This is a genomic window from Devosia sp. MC521 (assembly GCF_014127105.1).
In the GTDB taxonomy this organism is placed as follows: Bacteria; Pseudomonadota; Alphaproteobacteria; order Rhizobiales; family Devosiaceae; genus Devosia.
Genome location: NZ_CP059902.1, coordinates 2,766,484 through 2,782,223, shown reverse-complemented (window position 1 = coordinate 2,782,223; position 15,740 = coordinate 2,766,484). Strand labels below are relative to the sequence as shown.

The window sequence follows — 15,740 nt, the reverse complement described above, 5'->3', positions numbered from 1 at the left end:
TTAAGCCTTATTCAGCGAAATATGGGCCGTGGCCTTCAAACCACTTCGCAATGATGGTGTCGACGGTGCCGTTCTTCTTCAGAGCGGTGATCGCGTCATCAACCTTGGTCTTGATTTCGGAGTCCTTGCGGACGCCAGCGCCAACGCCGCCACCGATGAGCACGTTTTCGCCCTTGAATTCGATCGCGCCGCCAGAAGCTGCAACGACTGGTTCAAGATAAGCGCCGTCAGCGAGGATGGTGTCGATGTTGCCTGCAGCAAGATCGGCCATCGCCTGGTCGGCGGTCGCGAAGGTGATGATGGTGTTGTTGGCCGCGTGGTGTTCTTCGGCATAGCCAGCCTGAATGGTGCCGCCCTGAACGCCAACGCGGGCGCCGGAGAGGTTGGCATAATCAAGCTCGGTCGCTGCCATAGCAACATACTTGGACGGATCTGGCGGGAAGTAGTTCTGGGTGAAGTCGATCGTCTTGAGACGCTCTTCAGTGATCGACATGCCAGCCATGATCAGGTCGTAGTTGCCAGCGAGCAGGTTCGGGATGATCGAATCCCAGTCGTTCAGGATCCACTCGCAGGTGAGACCTGCTTCAGCGCAGATTGCATTGCCCAGCTCGATTTCAAAACCGGCAGCATTGCCGTTGTCATCGAGGAAGTTCCAAGGTGCATATGCACCTTCAGTTGCGATACGGACGGTTTCCTGTGCGGAGACCGCGCCGGTCAGCGCAAGTGCGGCAACGGCGGCAAACATAATTTTCTTCATAACGCTCTCTCCTATAATTCTTGGTTTTTGCCTTAAGGCCAATCCTCGTCAGTCGTGGTTCGCTGCGTTGAGGAATTGTTTAAGACGCGCCGACTTGGTTGCACCAAACACCTGATCAGGTGTTCCCTCTTCCTCGATTAGCCCTTGATGCAGGAAGATCACATGGTCGGAAACCGACCGTGCGAAATCCATATCGTGGGTCACAAGGATCATGGTGCGCCCCTCGTCAGCGAGAAGCTTGATCACGCGTAGTACTTCAACACCCAACTCCGGATCGAGAGCCGAGGTGGGTTCGTCAAACAGCATGACGCGCGGGTTGATGCACAGTGCGCGCGCAATTGCAGCGCGTTGTTGTTGGCCGCCAGACAGCTGCGATGGGTAAGCGTCCGCCTTAGCACCGATGCCGACCTTGTCGAGCATGGCGCGAGCCTCTGCTTCTACTTCGGCGCGCTGACGCTTTTGAACGATCAAAGGGGCTTCCATGACGTTCTCAAGAACAGTCATGTGCGCCCAGAGATTGAAGGACTGGAACACCATGCCCAGTTCCGAACGGATGCGACGGATCTGATTTTCATCGCCGATACGGCGCGCATGGCCGTTGCCCACCAGTGAAATGACTTCACCACCAATGGCAACGTCACCTTGATTGGGCACTTCAAGCATATTGATGCAGCGCAGAAGCGTCGATTTGCCAGAGCCGGACGAGCCGATCAACGAGATGACCTGACCTTCATTCGCGGTGAACGAAACGCCTTTTAAGACCTCAAGTTCACCAAAGGACTTATGGATATTCCGCAGTTCGACAACGACATTTGCCCCGTTCACAACGGGTTCGGCTTGACTCATACTGACCTTAGCCCCCGAAAGAGCCTTCCTGCTGACCGGTGATTGCTATTTTTGAAGGCACGCAATCTTGACCATTTGGTAGAAAACCAGAAGTCGGTGAGATAGCAAGTGAAAAAGGGTTCTTTACCCAAAGACGGTGTAGATCGGGGGTAGCGTTGTTCTTCCTGCTATCAAAGATTTTTTGGCTCATCGCTCAGCCATTAAGCATTATTTTGATACTCTTAGTCGCAGCGATGGTCGGCACCTTCTTCCATAAGCGAAGGATGGCATTGAGCTTTATCGCCTCCGCGGTTGTATTCACGCTGGTTGCCGGTTTCTCGAACTTTGGTGCGGTTTTAATTGCGCCGTTGGAAAATAGATTCGAGCGGGCAGCGCTTCCGGACGATCTCAACACAATCCTTGTTTTGGGTGGCTCTACCTATGGGCGGATCAGCGCGGCGCGGGGCGTTTCGGAGCTGAATAGCGCTGGGGATCGGTTTATCGAAGCTGTGACCCTAGCGCAGCGTTTCCCTCAGGCTCAGATCGTCTTTAGCGGCGGGTCCGGGTTGATTGTAGCCGAAACCGAAACAGAGGCGGAATCGGCCGAACGGATATTCGTTCAGCTCGGAATTGATCGATCGCGGCTTATTTTAGAAGGTGAGTCCCGGAACACGGCGGAAAACGCTGCGTTCACCGCAGACCAGCTTAAGAACAGCCGGGGCATCGCGCTGGTCACTTCAGCCTTTCACATGCCGCGATCTGTCGGTCTATTTCGCGCGGAAGGCATAGAGGTGCTTGCTTGGCCGACCGACTATAGGAGTCCCGGCAATGAGAGTTTTGGGTTGGACCTGGCAAATCCGCTCCTCAACCTTGAGGTTCTTACCGTTGCCATGCGCGAATGGATTGGCCTTGTGGCCTACAAGGTTACAGGAAGAATTGGGGATATCCTGCCTGCGCCAAGGCAATAAAAAAAGCGGTGCCGGAGCACCGCTTTCTGAGATTAGGTTTTACGGCGCATCAGGCCGATGACCAGCGATATGACGAGGAAGGCCAAGAACAGGAAGAACAGAATCTGCGCGATGCCCGCAGAGGCGCCTGCAATGCCGCCGAAGCCGAGCACGCCAGCGATAAGAGCGATAACGAGGAATACGAGAGCGTAGTACAGCATCTCAATCTCCAAAGTTTGAATTGAAATATAAACTGTTCCGCAGCTCTTCGAGTTCCGTTCGACAAAGAAAAAGGCCGGTAAGAACCGGCCTTCTGATTTAGATTTGATTTTGCAGTTCATGCTGCCGCCCGGGAACCTTCGTCAAAGAATAGGGCCTGACTGATCAACGCCTTGACCATGTCTGGGTTGAACGGCTTGGTAACGAGGAAGGTCGGCTCCGGACGTTCACCTGTGAGCAGCCGTTCTGGGAAGGCTGTGATGAAAATGACCGGCACGGACGCAGCGTTGAGAATGTCATTTACCGCATCAATGCCCGAGCTTCCGTCAGCAAGCTGAATGTCGGCTAGGATCATTCGTGGCTTGGTGTCATTGAACATCGCCACAGCTTCTTTGTGGGTGCGGGCAATGCTAACTACCTTATGGCCGAGGCTTTCGACCATCTGCTCAATGTCCATTGCGATGAGCGGTTCATCTTCAATGATCATAATTTCGGTCGCGACCTGACGGGAGATGTCGGTCGAGGCTTCGCGCAGGAGAACTGTGAACTCTTCAGCGCTCACATCAAGAATTTCTGCAGCCTGATCATTGGTGAAACCTTCGACTGCAACCAGCAAAAATGCCTGGCGCGGGCGCGGGGCCAAATTGGCAAGGTTAGACGCCGCACGCTGCTCCCAAATGAAACTGGAAACAGGCGATGGGATCGTAATGGCAGAGGAGGAGAACAAGGCCGAGAAGAGTTTGTAGATCGCTATGCGATCGCTAGACGCTTCTGGAAATAGGCTAATATCGGCAATCAGAGTTTCTAGAGTAGCGGCGACATAGGCGTCGCCAGAAGTTTGTGAGCCAGTCACTGCGCGCGAAAAACGACGGAGGTAGGGCAGGTGCGGCGCAATCCGCATAGATAGTGACATAGAAAATAGCTCCCCAGTGACGCTCGTGCAATCTTGCACTTTATCCTTAACGACCACGATAAAGGAAAGTTCCGATGTACTGGAACTTTTGCCCTATGTGTGCATTGGTAACTGTTAAATAGAGTAGTGCAAGACTGAACGGTCGGGTGAATGACAAAGGATAATCGTGTGACTCAGCCGAACATGCGAAAGCATGAGGGGCGGGTAGACGACGGGTTGGGGCCGAATTCCGATATTGGTTCGCGTTTGCGTGCTCTTTATGGAGCAGTGCAGGACGAGGGGGTTCCTGACCAACTTCTAGATTTACTAGAAAAACTTGATGAGGCCGAAAGGGCTCAAGCTGCTAGTGCCCAAACGGGTGGGGAGTAACCTCATGGCAGCCGAGACTCCCTCGTTTAAGAGAGAAATGCTGGCGACCTTGCCCAGTCTTCGCGCGTTTGCTGTGTCTTTGACCGGCAAGCACGACAAGGCTGATGACCTGGTGCAGGATACCGTTATGAAAGCGTGGGCGAAGCAGTCCAGCTTTGAGATGGGCACCAATATCAAGGCATGGCTTTTCACCATTCTTCGCAATGAGTTTTATAGCCAGATGCGCAAGCGCGGCCGCGAGGTGCAAGATAGCGACGGTGCTTTTACCGAACGACTATCGGTGCATCCTTCGCAGTATGGCTCCATGGATCTTGAGGATTTCAAGAAGGCGCTAGCGCAGCTGCCAGATGATCAGCGTGAAGCGGTTATTCTGATCGGTGCTTCGGGCTTCTCCTACGAAGAAGCGGCAGCCATCTGTGATTGCGCGGTGGGAACCATGAAGAGCCGGGTCTCCAGAGCACGGTCGCGCCTCACTGATATTCTCAAAGTCAGCGGCGAGTCTGACTATGGTCCGGATGCTGTTTCAGCGCAGGTGACATCAGGAAACCACTCGTTCTAGGGGGGAGTGAGGCACCTATTGCCATCTCTCTCGCCCTGAGCCTCAATACTGCCATTGATGTGATGCAAGGCCGTCTTGATGTCGGCCTTGGGCGGGGCAGTGGATTTGAATATCGGATCGGGGCCTTTGACGATGGAAACCAAGTCGGCAGAGACGAGACCCATGTTGCGCCCGCAAATGCGCAGGGTCGCTATTTGGTCGTCTTTGGCCTTGGTGTGCTTGGGCGTTGTGACGTCACTGCTTTTGCTGCGTGGCTTCGAGCGTCAGCTTGAAGATGTCACCAAGACCTTCGCTGTGCGGACATCTGCTAGTCAATTGAGCCAATCGCTTGTTGAGGCGGAAGCGAACCAGCGTGGCTATCTGCTCACCGGCGATGAGCAATTTTATCAGGCGTATCAATCCGCTATCGCTGGCATTAGTGACGATGCCGACACTCTACTGACCATGACAGAAGACGACCGCGCCCAACACGCGCGGCTTGAGGGCATTACGGGTTCCTTCGTGGGTAAGCTCGCCGAGATGCAGCGGGTTGTCGAACTCGCGCGGCTGAATGAAGGCGGGCAAGCGCTCAATCTTTTGGAGACTGGGCTCGGTGCGCGGTTGATGAGTGAAGTCACTCAGACGCTGGCGGACTTTGTGGCCGAAGAAGACGAAAAGCTCGCACAGAGAAACGAGGCGATCCGTCAGACAAGAAGCCTATCCGCTTTCGCGATGATCGCCGCAGTGTTCGCCTCCGTGGTGTTGGCCTATTCGTTACTGGCGCGCACGCAGCGCCAGGTGAGCCTCTTGGCGATGGAACGGCATGGCCTGAAATCGCAGAACGAATTGCTCGAGTCCGAGGTCGCGGAACGAACAAAGGTTATCGAAGAGGCTAAAACTCTTGCTGAAAAGGAACGGGAACGCGTCGAGACGCTTCTGCAGGATATGAACCATCGTATCGGCAATTCCTTGGCAACGGTCTCGTCTCTCCTCGCTTTGCAGGCAATGCGCTCTAACTCCGATAAGGTGAAGACTGCGCTTGAGGCAGCGCGTCAACGCGTCCACGCCATCGCTTCCGCACATAGGCGTTTGCGACTGGGTGACGATCTTGAAACCACGAGCGCGGCTGAGTTTTTGGGTGCGGTGGTCGAGGACATCGCCGGCACCCAAGCGGACAGTGGGCGTGTCAGCATTTCCGCTGAAATTGAACCCATCGAGGTTGGTGCGCGAGATGCAACGACCTTGGGCATCCTCGTCGGCGAATTGATTACCAACGCGCTCAAGCATGCGTTTCCCAATGGCCAGAGCGGGGCCATCATCGTCAAGCTTTACAAGGGTGATGATGGGATTGCCGTTCTTGACGTCGAGGACAATGGTGCGGGGCTGCAGAATGAAACGAGCGATGAGGGGCTTGGATCGGTTATCGTCAAGCAGCTCTCCAATCAGTTTGGCGGGGAACCGAAGTACATACGCCGCGATACCGGTGGTCTGACCGTGCGTATCACCATGCCGCAGCTGGGGCAGTTGCTCCACGGTCACGAGGCCTAGATTGCGCTTCCGCATGATCCTCAACCGGGATGGTGGAACGCTGAAAACCACAGACCTTGACGCTTTCACCGCGCTGGCGACGACCAGTTTTGAGGCGGAAGGGCACAAGCTCGAGTGTGTGCAGGTCCGTGGCAATGAGGTCGAGGCAGCATTGCAGGCGGCCGCAGAGGACGATGGGGTGGACGGCATTATAGCCGGTGGTGGCGATGGAACGATCTCCGTCGCCGCAGCTGTGGCCTACCACTGCGGCAAGCCGCTGGGTGTTCTGCCAGCGGGGACAATGAACATGTTCGCGCGCGCCATAGGTGGGCCGATGGACCTGACGGCGGCGATTAGCGCTTTGGCTGCGGGGCGCATAGCCCATGTCGACGTCGCAACGGCCAATGGCCGACCGTTCGTCTTTCAGTTTGGTGTCGGCGTTCATGCACGGCTGGTGCGGATCCGTAATTCGATGACCTATCATGGCCGGATCGGCAAAATGCTGGCGAGTCTGCGCGCGGTGTTTTCTTCAATGGTGAACCCGCCGCGCTTTGCGGTTGAAATCGAAACGGCGCAGGGCTTGGTGTCCCAGCATAGCTCTGGCTTGGCCGTCTCCAACAACCCGGTTGGTGCTGGTGGATTGCCGGTGGCAGCGCGGCTCGATAGCGGCAAGCTCGGCGTCTATGTGGCTGGTGCCCTGACATCCAACGCGCTGTTGGGGCTCGTGAAAGATATCGTCACCGGACAATGGCGGGACAATCCATCGGTCACGGAGATTGAGGCGCGCAAGGTCGTGCTGACGTTTCCCAAGCGCAAACGCGGCGTGTTCGCCGTGATCGATGGGGAATTGATACCGCTGGAAGAGAAGGTGGTGCTCGAATTAAAACCACTGTCTCTGGCAATTGTTCAGCCAGCGACAGTGGTTTGAGACGGTTACTCTCGGTTCCGCAGCAGAGCTAGGGTACCGATAATAGCAGCAGGCAGTGCAAGCTTAGCCGCCATTGGTGCGCGCAGGATCATCGGCACAGCGGTGAGCGCTGCTGTGGTGATGAAGGCACCAGTTTCACTGGACCGCCGACGCTGAGCGACCTTGCGCTTTTGCTGGTTCTTTCCAATCTGAGCGCCGAGCAATAGCGCCACTGCAAGCAGGACAAATAGGCCAGCGAGCAGGAGGGCGGCCATCAGCGGGCTAAAGAGATCAGCAAGCGCCAGATAGGCTGCGACAAGCAGGAAGACGATAGCAATGGTCGAGAACAGGCCCAGCAGCCCATAAACGATTGCTGCCGCCTTTGCCTTGTCGGCAATGTTCTCTACCTCTAAGCCGAGTAGCGCCGCGAGGGGCGCTATCAGACCCATAAGGCTTACCGTGTCAGAAGGGCGAGGACGAAGCCAATACCCACTGCAGTCGCAACCGAGGTCAGTGGCTTTTCACGAATGGTGTCCTTGAGCTGCTTTTCATACTGCTCAGCCTGACCCTGGGCTTCGCCGATCAGGTCCTGGCCTTTGGCCTTGAGGTGTTCAAGTTCATTGGCTGCAGCGTCTTTAACTTCGTTTAGCTTGCCCTTGGCTTCTTCAGTCTTGCTGTTTGCCAGTTTACCAACAGTGTCCGTGATCGACTTAATGTCTTCGCGCAGTTGTGAAATCTGAAGCTCTAGTTCTGCTTCGCGCGTTGTGCTTTTCGCTTTGGCCGCTGCGGTGGTTACGTCTGAAATTGCCATAAATAATACTCCACTATGTGTGTGTACTAAACGCGAATGCTGGGTGTGGGTTCCGAAGGGGCCAATAAAGAATGATCCCGGCAAGACCGTTAGGTCGCCGGGATCATGGGCAAGACGGGCGGGGGCAATGCCGTCTTGCAACGGGCGGGCTCAAAGAGCCTGAGGGAAGTCTGCCCGTTTTTCGGTGTTCTCAGCTAAATTCGTCCCATCAGCAGCAGGATGATCACGACGACCAAAATCACGCCCAGAATGCCGGACGGGAAATAGCCAAAGTTACGCGAGTAGCCCCAATTGGGCAGTGCGCCGACCAGAAGCAAGATGAGAATAATAAGAAGTATGGTGCCTAGTGTCATAAGACCCTCCTAAGTGGCGCGAACGTAGCTCTGACCCTAGAGCAGCGCGACCAGCAAAATCGCGGCGACGACTAGGATGAGCGACGCCGGAAGAAGCGCGAAGGCAACGCTTTCAAGGCGGGATGGTTTCTCCGAAATATCGGAAGACCAGACTGCGGTGGTGCGACCAGCATCTTCGAGGGATTTGAGTTCGATATTCTGCATGATCGTATCTCCATAAACCGGCTTGTGGGGTACAAGACGGCTGCAGGGAGAACGAGACATAGCGAAATTAGTTCCGCTAATGTTTCCGGCGCATAGGCCTTATGCGTAGGCATCCAGCTCGGCGCGATGCGCGAGCATTTTCAAGAAGATATCGTAGTCGCGAGAAAATGCGATTTCGTCCTTGCGGTGGGGTGTGTGGGCGGTGTCGCCTTGGTGCATCGCAATGGTCGCTTGCGCCAGGCCATCATATAGCCCGGCGGCATTTGCGGCGGCCATGGCCATGCCCAAGAGCGTTGCGTCTGGAGTGTTGGGCTCGATCACTGTGCAGCCGGTCGCCTCAGCGTAAAGCTCCATCAATAGTGGATTTTTGGTGTGACCGCCGATGACGTGGATCGTGTCAATCGCATAGGGGCCGGTGTTGATGGCGTCGAGAATGTGACGAATGCCTAGGGCTATGCCAACACATGTCCGCCAGTAAAGGCGGCAGAGGCTATCAAAGTCACTATCGAGGGTTAGCCCAGAAATGACGCCCAAAGCATTTGGGTTTGCTAGGGGTGAACGATTGCCATGGAAATCGGGGACGACGTGAAGGCGCTTGGCCAAGTTGGAGCCCTCGATGGCGCGCAACTGCTGAACGCGATCAATAATGTCGCGATGACGCTCGGCTGTGGGGTCGCCGCCCGCAGCGTGCCAACGGACAATGTGATCGAGCAGGGCGCCGGAGGCCGATTGCCCACCTTCCATTTGCCAGTAGCCGCCTAGGATTGTTCCATGGTGAGGCCCCCAAACGCCCGGCGTGGGCGCGCGGTCGGGTGCCATGGTCATCACGCAACTTGAGGTGCCCGCAATTAGGGCGCAGTGGCGATTGAGGTCGAGTGGGGTACTGGTCAGCGGGCCAAGAGTGGCCAGCGCGCCTGAATAGGCATCAACGACGCCTGCGCCGACGTGGCATTTCGTGGTTAAGCCGAGCTCCGTCGCAGCCTTAGAGGTCAAGGGGCCCAGATCGCCCCCGACAGGGGTAGGATGCGGCGGGATGCTGGTGCGATCGACGATATCCTCGAGGCCGATTTGTTCAAAAAAGTCGTGCTGCCAGCCCGCGCCATCTCCGGATTGATAGGTCCATTTGGTGGCAAGGGTGCAGAGCGAGCGCTGATTTGAGCCAGTGGCCTTCCAAGAGAGAAAGTCTGCCAAATCAAAGATCTGTTTGGCGCGTGACCAAGATTGGGGCAGGTGACGCTTGAGCCACATCAGCTTCGGTACTTCCATTTCCGGCGACATCACGCCGCCGATGGAGGAGAGCACGCGGTGGCCCGTGCGGGTGCATTCTTCAGCCTCGGCAATGGCGCGATGGTCGAGCCAGACAATAGTATCCCAACGCGCGTTGCCATCAGGGGAAACCGTAACTGGCACGCCGTCTGCATCCCGGACGACCAGCGAACAGGTGGCATCGAAAGCGATGCCGACGACTGCGGCAGGATCGGCTTTGGCGTGATTGAGAATTGCCCTCACGGCCTGGCAGACAGTGGACCAAATTTCTTCGCTATCATGTTCTGCGTGATGGGCATCTGAGCGCCGCATCGAGATGGGGACTTCGTGGCGCGATAAAAGCTTGCCTGCTTTGTCGAAAAGCCCGGCGCGGGCGCTGCCTGTGCCGACATCGACGCCAATCAGAAGATCCTGTGACACGCCTTACCCTCCGCTCCATCCGGCGCGGACCATAGCCCACGATAGGGTGTGGGGCTAGGCAGGAGCGTTAGCGCAGAGTTTGAGAAATCTTCTGTCGCTCAGAGGCTTATCGGGGCAGGTCGGTCTGGGTGGGGCGTAGATTGGTCATGCTGGCAAGCGCGGCGCGGATGTCGGATTCGGTGTCCTTGAGATGGACACGCATGGCTTCACCGGCCGCGCGCCCATTGCCGGATCGAATGGCGTCGAGAATGAGCTGGTGGGCATTTATCGTGTCTTGGATCGTGTGGCCGCGCGCGGCCTGGCCGTGACGGCTGATGCGAACGCCATTGCGCAGGGGACCGGACATGGCCTCGAACAGATAGCCTAAAACGCGATTGCCACTGGCGAGGGCAATGGCCTCGTGAAAGGCAATGTCCGCGTTATGAAAATCGGCTTCTGCGTCCGGACTGTCGGAGGCGGCAGACTGGCGCATGCGCTCCAAAGTGGTTTCGATTGCGGTCAGCCCGGCGCGGTTGACGCGCTTGGCAGCAAGAGTGGCGGATTGCATTTCTAGCGAGAAACGCACCTCGACGAGGTCGAAAAGCCCCTTGCTATCATTGTGCAATATGGCTGTGAGGAAATCAGCGAAGACCGAACCATCTGGCTCGCGCACAACCGCGCGCCGTCCTCGCGCCAAGTCCAGCAGGCCGCGGCCGGCCAAGAGTTTGACCGCCTCGCGGATGGTGAGGCGCGACACGCCATAACGTGTTGCTAACTCGGCTTCGCTGGGCAGGCTCGCGCCGGGCACCATCTGCGTCAGGATCATGTCTGCCAGATCGCGAGCGACCGAATCTGCGGCGCTGACAGTGGCATCGCTCGGCGCGGGCGATGGCGCGTTATTATCAAACATATCAGATACCTTTGATCTGTTTCACATCCTGACTACCGTATAATCTGGCTATGACCGCGGCAGAACCCGGACGTTAGTCTGAGAATTTCTTCCGATCAAGCAAGCGTTCCAATTTTCTTCTGGGTTCGAAAAAATATTCTGAAGGGCGTGTGGGGACTTTACAGAAGCTATCAGATTGCACTAGCTTTCCGGTCATGAGCAGAGGAGGGCTCAACAGGCGCATGTCGCCTGCACCGGAGGAATTCATTGGCACCGTGGTTTGCGTTGGACGCAGGCCCCCGTTTGCGCGCTGACTGGCGCGCGGGATGCTTTTGCATGGCGAGGAGCCGGCAAAGCTGCGCCAGAAATCATCCGGCTCCTAAGTCGTGACCATAAACAGTCATCTCGAAAATTAGGGAGTCGAGACGTGAAGGTTCGTAACTCAATTCTGGCACTCGTTGGTGCTGCTGTTCTTTCGACCACTGCGCTGTCGGGCGTTTTCGCTCAGGACAAGGGCTCGGTTGGTATCGCTATGCCGACCCAGTCGTCTTTGCGCTGGATCTCGGACGGCAATGAACTCAAGGGTGCGCTTGAAGGCATGGGCTACACCGTCGATCTGCAATACGCAGAAGACGATATCCCGAACCAGCTCGCGCAGATCGAAAACATGGTCACCAAGGGCGTGGACGCTCTGGTTATCGCTTCGATCGACGGCACCACGCTTTCCGCTGTTCTGCAGCAGGCTGCTGATCAGGGCGTCAAGGTTGTTGCCTATGACCGCCTGATCCGCGAAAGCGGCAATGTCGACTACTACACCACTTTCGACAACTTCCAGGTTGGTGTTTTGCAGGCGAACAGCCTTGTAAAGGGCCTCGAAGAACGCTTCGCAGACCAGAAGCCTTGGAACGTTGAACTGTTCGGCGGCTCGCCAGACGACAACAACGCTTTCTTCTTCTACGACGGCGCAATGTCTGTTCTGCAGCCACTGATCGACAGCGGTGACGTTGTCGTTAAGTCCGGCCAGCAGGGCATGGACGTTGTCGGTACCCTGCGTTGGGACGGTGCTGTTGCACAGGCTCGCATGGACAACATCCTGTCGGCTAATTACTCCGATGGCTCGATCGTACACGGCGTTCTGGCACCATACGATGGTCTGTCGCGCGGTATCATCTCCTCGCTCCGTGGCGTTGGCTATGGCTCTGGCGACCTGAAGTGGCCAATCGTGACCGGTCAGGACGCTGAAGTTCCTTCGGTTAAGGCGATCATCGCTGGCGAACAGTACTCGACCATTTTCAAGGACACCCGCGAACTGGCTCAGTACACCGCGCAGCTCCTCGACACCGTTATCGGCGGCAGCGAGCCAACAGGCCTCGACACCACCACCTATGACAACGGCGTCAAGGTTGTGCCTTCGATCCTGCTGACCCCATACGAAGTTGACGCGAACAACTACGAAGAACGCGTTATCGCTTCCGGTTACATCAAGGCCGAAGAACTCCAGTAAGCTTTAAACGGATGGAAAGGCCCGGCTTTAGCCGGGCCTTTTCGATCCTTGTGAGCGAGCGAAGAGAGGCGGAGCCTTAGGGCCCCGCCATATGACTTGGCACAGCACTGGCGTCTGGCGGGGCGCTGTGGCTCTAAATCATAGGGTCAGCATGACCAAAACTATTCTGGAGATGCGCAGCATCACCAAGACATTCCCGGGTGTGAAGGCGCTACAGGACGTCAATCTGGACGTTCGTGAAGGCGAAATTCACGCCATCTGCGGGGAAAATGGGGCCGGTAAATCCACCCTGATGAAGGTTTTGAGCGGGGTCTATCCGCATGGCTCATACGAAGGCCAGATCATCTATCAGGGGCAGGAACAGCAATTTCGGTCCATCCGCGACAGCGAACACAAGGGCATTGTGATCATTCACCAAGAGCTTGCTCTGGTGCCCCTTCTGTCCATCGCAGAGAATATTTTCCTCGGCAATGAAGTGGCCAAGAGCGGCGTTATCGACTGGGATGAAACCCGCGATGGCGCGCGTAAACTGCTTGGCATGGTCGGCCTATCGGAAGACCCGGACACGCTGATCACCAATATGGGCGTGGGCAAGCAGCAGCTGGTGGAAATTGCCAAGGCGCTGTCCAAGCGCGTGCAGCTTCTTATCCTTGACGAGCCGACAGCGTCGCTCTCGGAAAAAGACAGCCAGGCACTGCTCGATCTGCTGCTGGAATTCAAAAAGCAGAACATCACCTCCATTATCATCAGCCACAAACTCAATGAGATTTCGCGCGTGGCGGACCGCGTAACGGTTATTCGCGACGGCAAGACCATCGAGACGATGGATACGCAGGATATTACCGAGGACCGGATCATCACCTCCATGGTGGGCCGCTCCCTTGAAGATCGCTATCCGGCCCGGCAGACCCATGCTGGTGAGGTTATTCTCGAAGTTAAAAACTGGAATGCCTATCACCCACAGCATCGGGATCGGCACGTTATCAAGGACGTCAATATCACCCTGCGCAGGGGTGAGGTCGTTGGTATTGCAGGCTTGATGGGTTCGGGCCGTACCGAATTTGCCATGAGCCTCTTTGGTAAGTCCTGGGGGCAGAAAATCTCCGGGCAAGTGACCAAGAACGGCCAGCCCATTGATATTTCGACCGTTGGTCGCGCGATTGCTAGCGGCATCGCCTATGCCACGGAAGACCGCAAAACCTATGGTCTCAACCTCATCGACCATATCAAAAACAACACCACGATTGCCAATTTGGCGGGCGTTTCTCGCCTCGGGGTGATTGACGATCTGGCCGAGCTGGACGCGGCCAATGACTATCGCAAGAAAACCAATATCCGCTCCTCGAGCGTCTATCAGGTGACGGGTAATCTTTCGGGCGGCAACCAGCAGAAGGTTGTGCTGTCCAAATGGCTGTTCGCCAATCCAGACGTGTTGATTTTGGATGAGCCGACCCGCGGCATCGACGTGGGCGCGAAATATGAAATCTACACCATTATCAACCAGCTGGCGTCACAGGGGAAAGCTATCCTCGTGATTTCTTCGGAAATGCCCGAACTGCTGGGGCTCACGGACCGCCTCTACGTGATGAATGAAGGCCGCATCGTTGGCGAAATGCCGACCAGCGAAGCCAGCCAAGAAAAGATCATGCGCTCTATCGTGCGCGCCGAAGGAAAAGCATCATGACCACAGACACCGCACCAACTGGAGCTGCAGCGCCTGCACAGGGCCAAGAGCTGACCCTCGTCGGAGCATTGAAGGCCAATATGCGGGATTACGGCCTGCTGCTGGCGCTGATCCTGATCATGCTTTTCTTCCAATATTTCACCAATGGCGTGCTGTTTAAGCCGGTGAATTTGACCAATATTATCCTCCAGAACAGCTATATCATCGTGATGGCGCTTGGCATGTTGCTGGTGATCGTCGCAGGCCATATCGATCTTTCGGTCGGCTCAGTCTCAGGTTTTGTCGGGGCTTTGGCGGCGATGCTGATGGTGGGATGGAAGTTCCCGCCAGAGTTGGCATTCCTTGCGAACCCGATTGTGGCCGGGGCGATCTGTCTGGTCGTGGGCGCCGCTATCGGCGCGGCACAGGGCTATATTATTGCCTATCACCGCGTTCCGGCATTTATCGTGACGCTGGCGGGCATGCTGATCTTTAAGGGCCTGTCGCTGGCCATTCTCGCGGGTAAGTCGGTTGGTCCGTTCCCTGCAGAATTCCAGATGCTGTCGGCCGGTTTTATCCCTGATCTTATCGGCCCTTTGACCACGCCATTTATCGCCGAGAACGGTAAGCCGGTTGTGCTGCACACCACCACTATGGTGATCGCGATCGTGGCGATTGTGGCGATGATGTTCTTCAGCCTGCGTACGCGGTCGCGTCGCATTGCGCGCGGCTATGTGGTTGAACCCTTTAGCCTCTTCATCATCAAGAATGTTGTGATCGCGGCGCTGGTGCTGTTCTTCGCCTATATGCTGGCGTCCTATCGCGGCCTGCCAAACGTGCTCGTCGTTATGGGTATCCTGATCGCGGGCTTTGTATTCCTGACCAAGAAGTTGACCTTTGGTCGTCGCATTTATGCGATTGGCGGCAACCTCAAGGCCGCAGCGCTTTCGGGCATCAAGACCGAACGCACCACCTTTTACATCTTTGCAATCATGGGGGCTTTGGCGGCTCTGGCCGGCATGATCTATGCCGCGCGTCTCAATTCGGCGACGCCGAAGGCGGGGCAGGGGCTGGAGCTCGACGTGATCGCGGCGGTGTTCATCGGGGGCGCTTCGGCGCTGGGCGGTGTCGGTCAGGTGGCGGGCGCGGTGATCGGTGCCTTCATCATGGGTGTGATGAATAACGGCATGTCGATCATGGGCGTGAACATCGATTGGCAGCAGATGATCAAGGGCGTCGTGCTGCTCGCAGCGGTGTTCTTCGATCTCTACAACAAGAATCGCTCGGCCTGATTTTAGCTGGCGGCGAAGCGTTAGAAACCGGGGCGAGAGTCCCGGTTTTTTGTTGAGTTTTTGGTTGTGGCGTCCATTGGCCCCGATGTGGCTTTTGGCTGGCACTTTTGGGCACGCGGATGGGCGGCAAGTGGGCGCAAAAAGGGCCTCGCGTGGCATGCGCTCATGCCGAAAGATGAGCGATTGCAAGCTCGTTTCGGGCGTGCCTTTGAGGAGGGGTAATGGGCGCTGGTGTTGTTGCAGTGGCGCGGGGACCAGAATAGGGGCTGCAGGGAGCGAGGGGATAGGTTGGTATCGCCGAGAGTGGCGATGCGCGACGGACGCACAGGCAGTTTTTGTTTGCAGAGTGGTTGGGAT

The 15,740-nt window shown here is 56.5% G+C and carries 18 protein-coding genes; 8 read left to right on the top strand and 10 right to left on the bottom strand.

Features of this window, described 5'->3' with window-relative positions; translation table 11 throughout:
* Window positions 1–7 precede the first annotated feature (7 nt).
* Window positions 8–757 (bottom strand): transporter substrate-binding domain-containing protein, encoded by a 750-nt coding sequence (locus tag H4N61_RS13370; protein ID WP_169195745.1) that lies wholly within the window; start codon window positions 755–757, stop codon window positions 8–10.
* A gap of 48 nt (window positions 758–805) precedes the next feature.
* Window positions 806–1,603, bottom strand: a complete 798-nt coding sequence (locus H4N61_RS13365) for an amino acid ABC transporter ATP-binding protein (RefSeq protein WP_182394241.1) — start codon at window positions 1,601–1,603, stop codon at window positions 806–808.
* A 155-nt stretch (window positions 1,604–1,758) separates the two neighbouring features.
* Here H4N61_RS13365 and H4N61_RS13360 point away from each other — a divergent pair, with 155 nt between their 5' ends.
* On the top strand, window positions 1,759–2,550 hold the full coding sequence (locus H4N61_RS13360) for a YdcF family protein (protein WP_182394240.1): 792 nt from the start codon (window positions 1,759–1,761) through the stop codon (window positions 2,548–2,550).
* Window positions 2,551–2,582: 32 nt separating this feature from the next.
* On the opposite strand, the gene H4N61_RS13355 is transcribed toward H4N61_RS13360, so the two are convergent.
* Complete coding sequence (locus H4N61_RS13355) at window positions 2,583–2,750, bottom strand: DUF1328 domain-containing protein (protein ID WP_169195742.1); 168 nt, start codon at window positions 2,748–2,750, stop codon at window positions 2,583–2,585.
* Between the two features lie 116 nt (window positions 2,751–2,866).
* Window positions 2,867–3,661 carry a response regulator gene (locus H4N61_RS13350; protein WP_169195741.1) on the bottom strand — a complete coding sequence of 265 codons (795 nt, stop codon included), beginning with the start codon at window positions 3,659–3,661 and terminating at the stop codon, window positions 2,867–2,869.
* 150 nt (window positions 3,662–3,811) lie between these two features.
* On the opposite strand from H4N61_RS13350, the gene H4N61_RS13345 reads away from it, so the two are divergent.
* The 4 genes from H4N61_RS13345 (at window position 3,812) to H4N61_RS13330 (ending at window position 7,023) form a co-directional block, all read left to right on the top strand.
* Complete coding sequence (locus H4N61_RS13345; protein WP_169195740.1) at window positions 3,812–4,030, top strand: NepR family anti-sigma factor; 219 nt, start codon at window positions 3,812–3,814, stop codon at window positions 4,028–4,030.
* Window positions 4,031–4,034: 4 nt separating this feature from the next.
* Window positions 4,035–4,589 carry an RNA polymerase sigma factor gene (locus H4N61_RS13340; RefSeq protein ID WP_169195739.1) on the top strand — a complete coding sequence of 185 codons (555 nt, stop codon included), beginning with the start codon at window positions 4,035–4,037 and terminating at the stop codon, window positions 4,587–4,589.
* Window positions 4,590–4,751: 162 nt separating this feature from the next.
* Entirely contained in the window at window positions 4,752–6,116 is a 1,365-nt protein-coding gene (locus H4N61_RS13335; RefSeq protein WP_182394239.1) for a CHASE3 domain-containing protein, read from the top strand.
* Window position 6,117: 1 nt separating this feature from the next.
* Window positions 6,118–7,023, top strand: coding sequence for a diacylglycerol kinase family protein (locus H4N61_RS13330; protein WP_182394238.1), 906 nt, complete (start codon window positions 6,118–6,120; stop codon window positions 7,021–7,023).
* Window positions 7,024–7,028: 5 nt separating this feature from the next.
* On the opposite strand, the gene H4N61_RS13325 is transcribed toward H4N61_RS13330, so the two are convergent.
* The 6 genes from H4N61_RS13325 to H4N61_RS13300 form a co-directional block, all read right to left on the bottom strand.
* Window positions 7,029–7,451 carry a hypothetical protein gene (locus H4N61_RS13325; protein ID WP_182394237.1) on the bottom strand — a complete coding sequence of 141 codons (423 nt, stop codon included), beginning with the start codon at window positions 7,449–7,451 and terminating at the stop codon, window positions 7,029–7,031.
* A 5-nt stretch (window positions 7,452–7,456) separates the two neighbouring features.
* The gene (locus H4N61_RS13320; protein WP_182394236.1) at window positions 7,457–7,813 is read right to left on the bottom strand and encodes a DUF883 family protein; all 357 of its coding nucleotides are present in this window, start codon (window positions 7,811–7,813) and stop codon (window positions 7,457–7,459) included.
* Between the two features lie 194 nt (window positions 7,814–8,007).
* Window positions 8,008–8,166: a DUF3309 family protein gene (locus H4N61_RS13315; protein ID WP_169195733.1), complete on the bottom strand. Its 159-nt coding sequence runs from the start codon at window positions 8,164–8,166 to the stop codon at window positions 8,008–8,010.
* Window positions 8,167–8,202: 36 nt separating this feature from the next.
* Entirely contained in the window at window positions 8,203–8,370 is a 168-nt protein-coding gene (locus tag H4N61_RS13310; protein WP_169195732.1) for a hypothetical protein, read from the bottom strand.
* A gap of 99 nt (window positions 8,371–8,469) precedes the next feature.
* The gene (locus H4N61_RS13305; RefSeq protein WP_182394235.1) at window positions 8,470–10,056 is read right to left on the bottom strand and encodes an FGGY-family carbohydrate kinase; all 1,587 of its coding nucleotides are present in this window, start codon (window positions 10,054–10,056) and stop codon (window positions 8,470–8,472) included.
* 106 nt (window positions 10,057–10,162) lie between these two features.
* Window positions 10,163–10,945: a FadR/GntR family transcriptional regulator gene (locus tag H4N61_RS13300; RefSeq protein ID WP_182394234.1), complete on the bottom strand. Its 783-nt coding sequence runs from the start codon at window positions 10,943–10,945 to the stop codon at window positions 10,163–10,165.
* 424 nt (window positions 10,946–11,369) lie between these two features.
* Here H4N61_RS13300 and chvE point away from each other — a divergent pair, with 424 nt between their 5' ends.
* From chvE to mmsB, 3 genes are all read left to right on the top strand, one after another.
* A complete protein-coding gene (gene chvE, locus H4N61_RS13295) occupies window positions 11,370–12,428 on the top strand; it encodes a multiple monosaccharide ABC transporter substrate-binding protein (protein ID WP_248306614.1) in 1,059 nt (352 codons plus the stop codon).
* A 151-nt stretch (window positions 12,429–12,579) separates the two neighbouring features.
* On the top strand, window positions 12,580–14,112 hold the full coding sequence (gene mmsA / locus H4N61_RS13290) for a multiple monosaccharide ABC transporter ATP-binding protein (RefSeq protein ID WP_182394233.1): 1,533 nt from the start codon (window positions 12,580–12,582) through the stop codon (window positions 14,110–14,112).
* Window positions 14,109–15,383 carry a multiple monosaccharide ABC transporter permease gene (gene mmsB, locus H4N61_RS13285; protein ID WP_169195727.1) on the top strand — a complete coding sequence of 425 codons (1,275 nt, stop codon included), beginning with the start codon at window positions 14,109–14,111 and terminating at the stop codon, window positions 15,381–15,383. Before mmsA ends, mmsB begins: the two co-directional genes overlap by 4 nt.
* Window positions 15,384–15,740 lie beyond the last annotated feature (357 nt).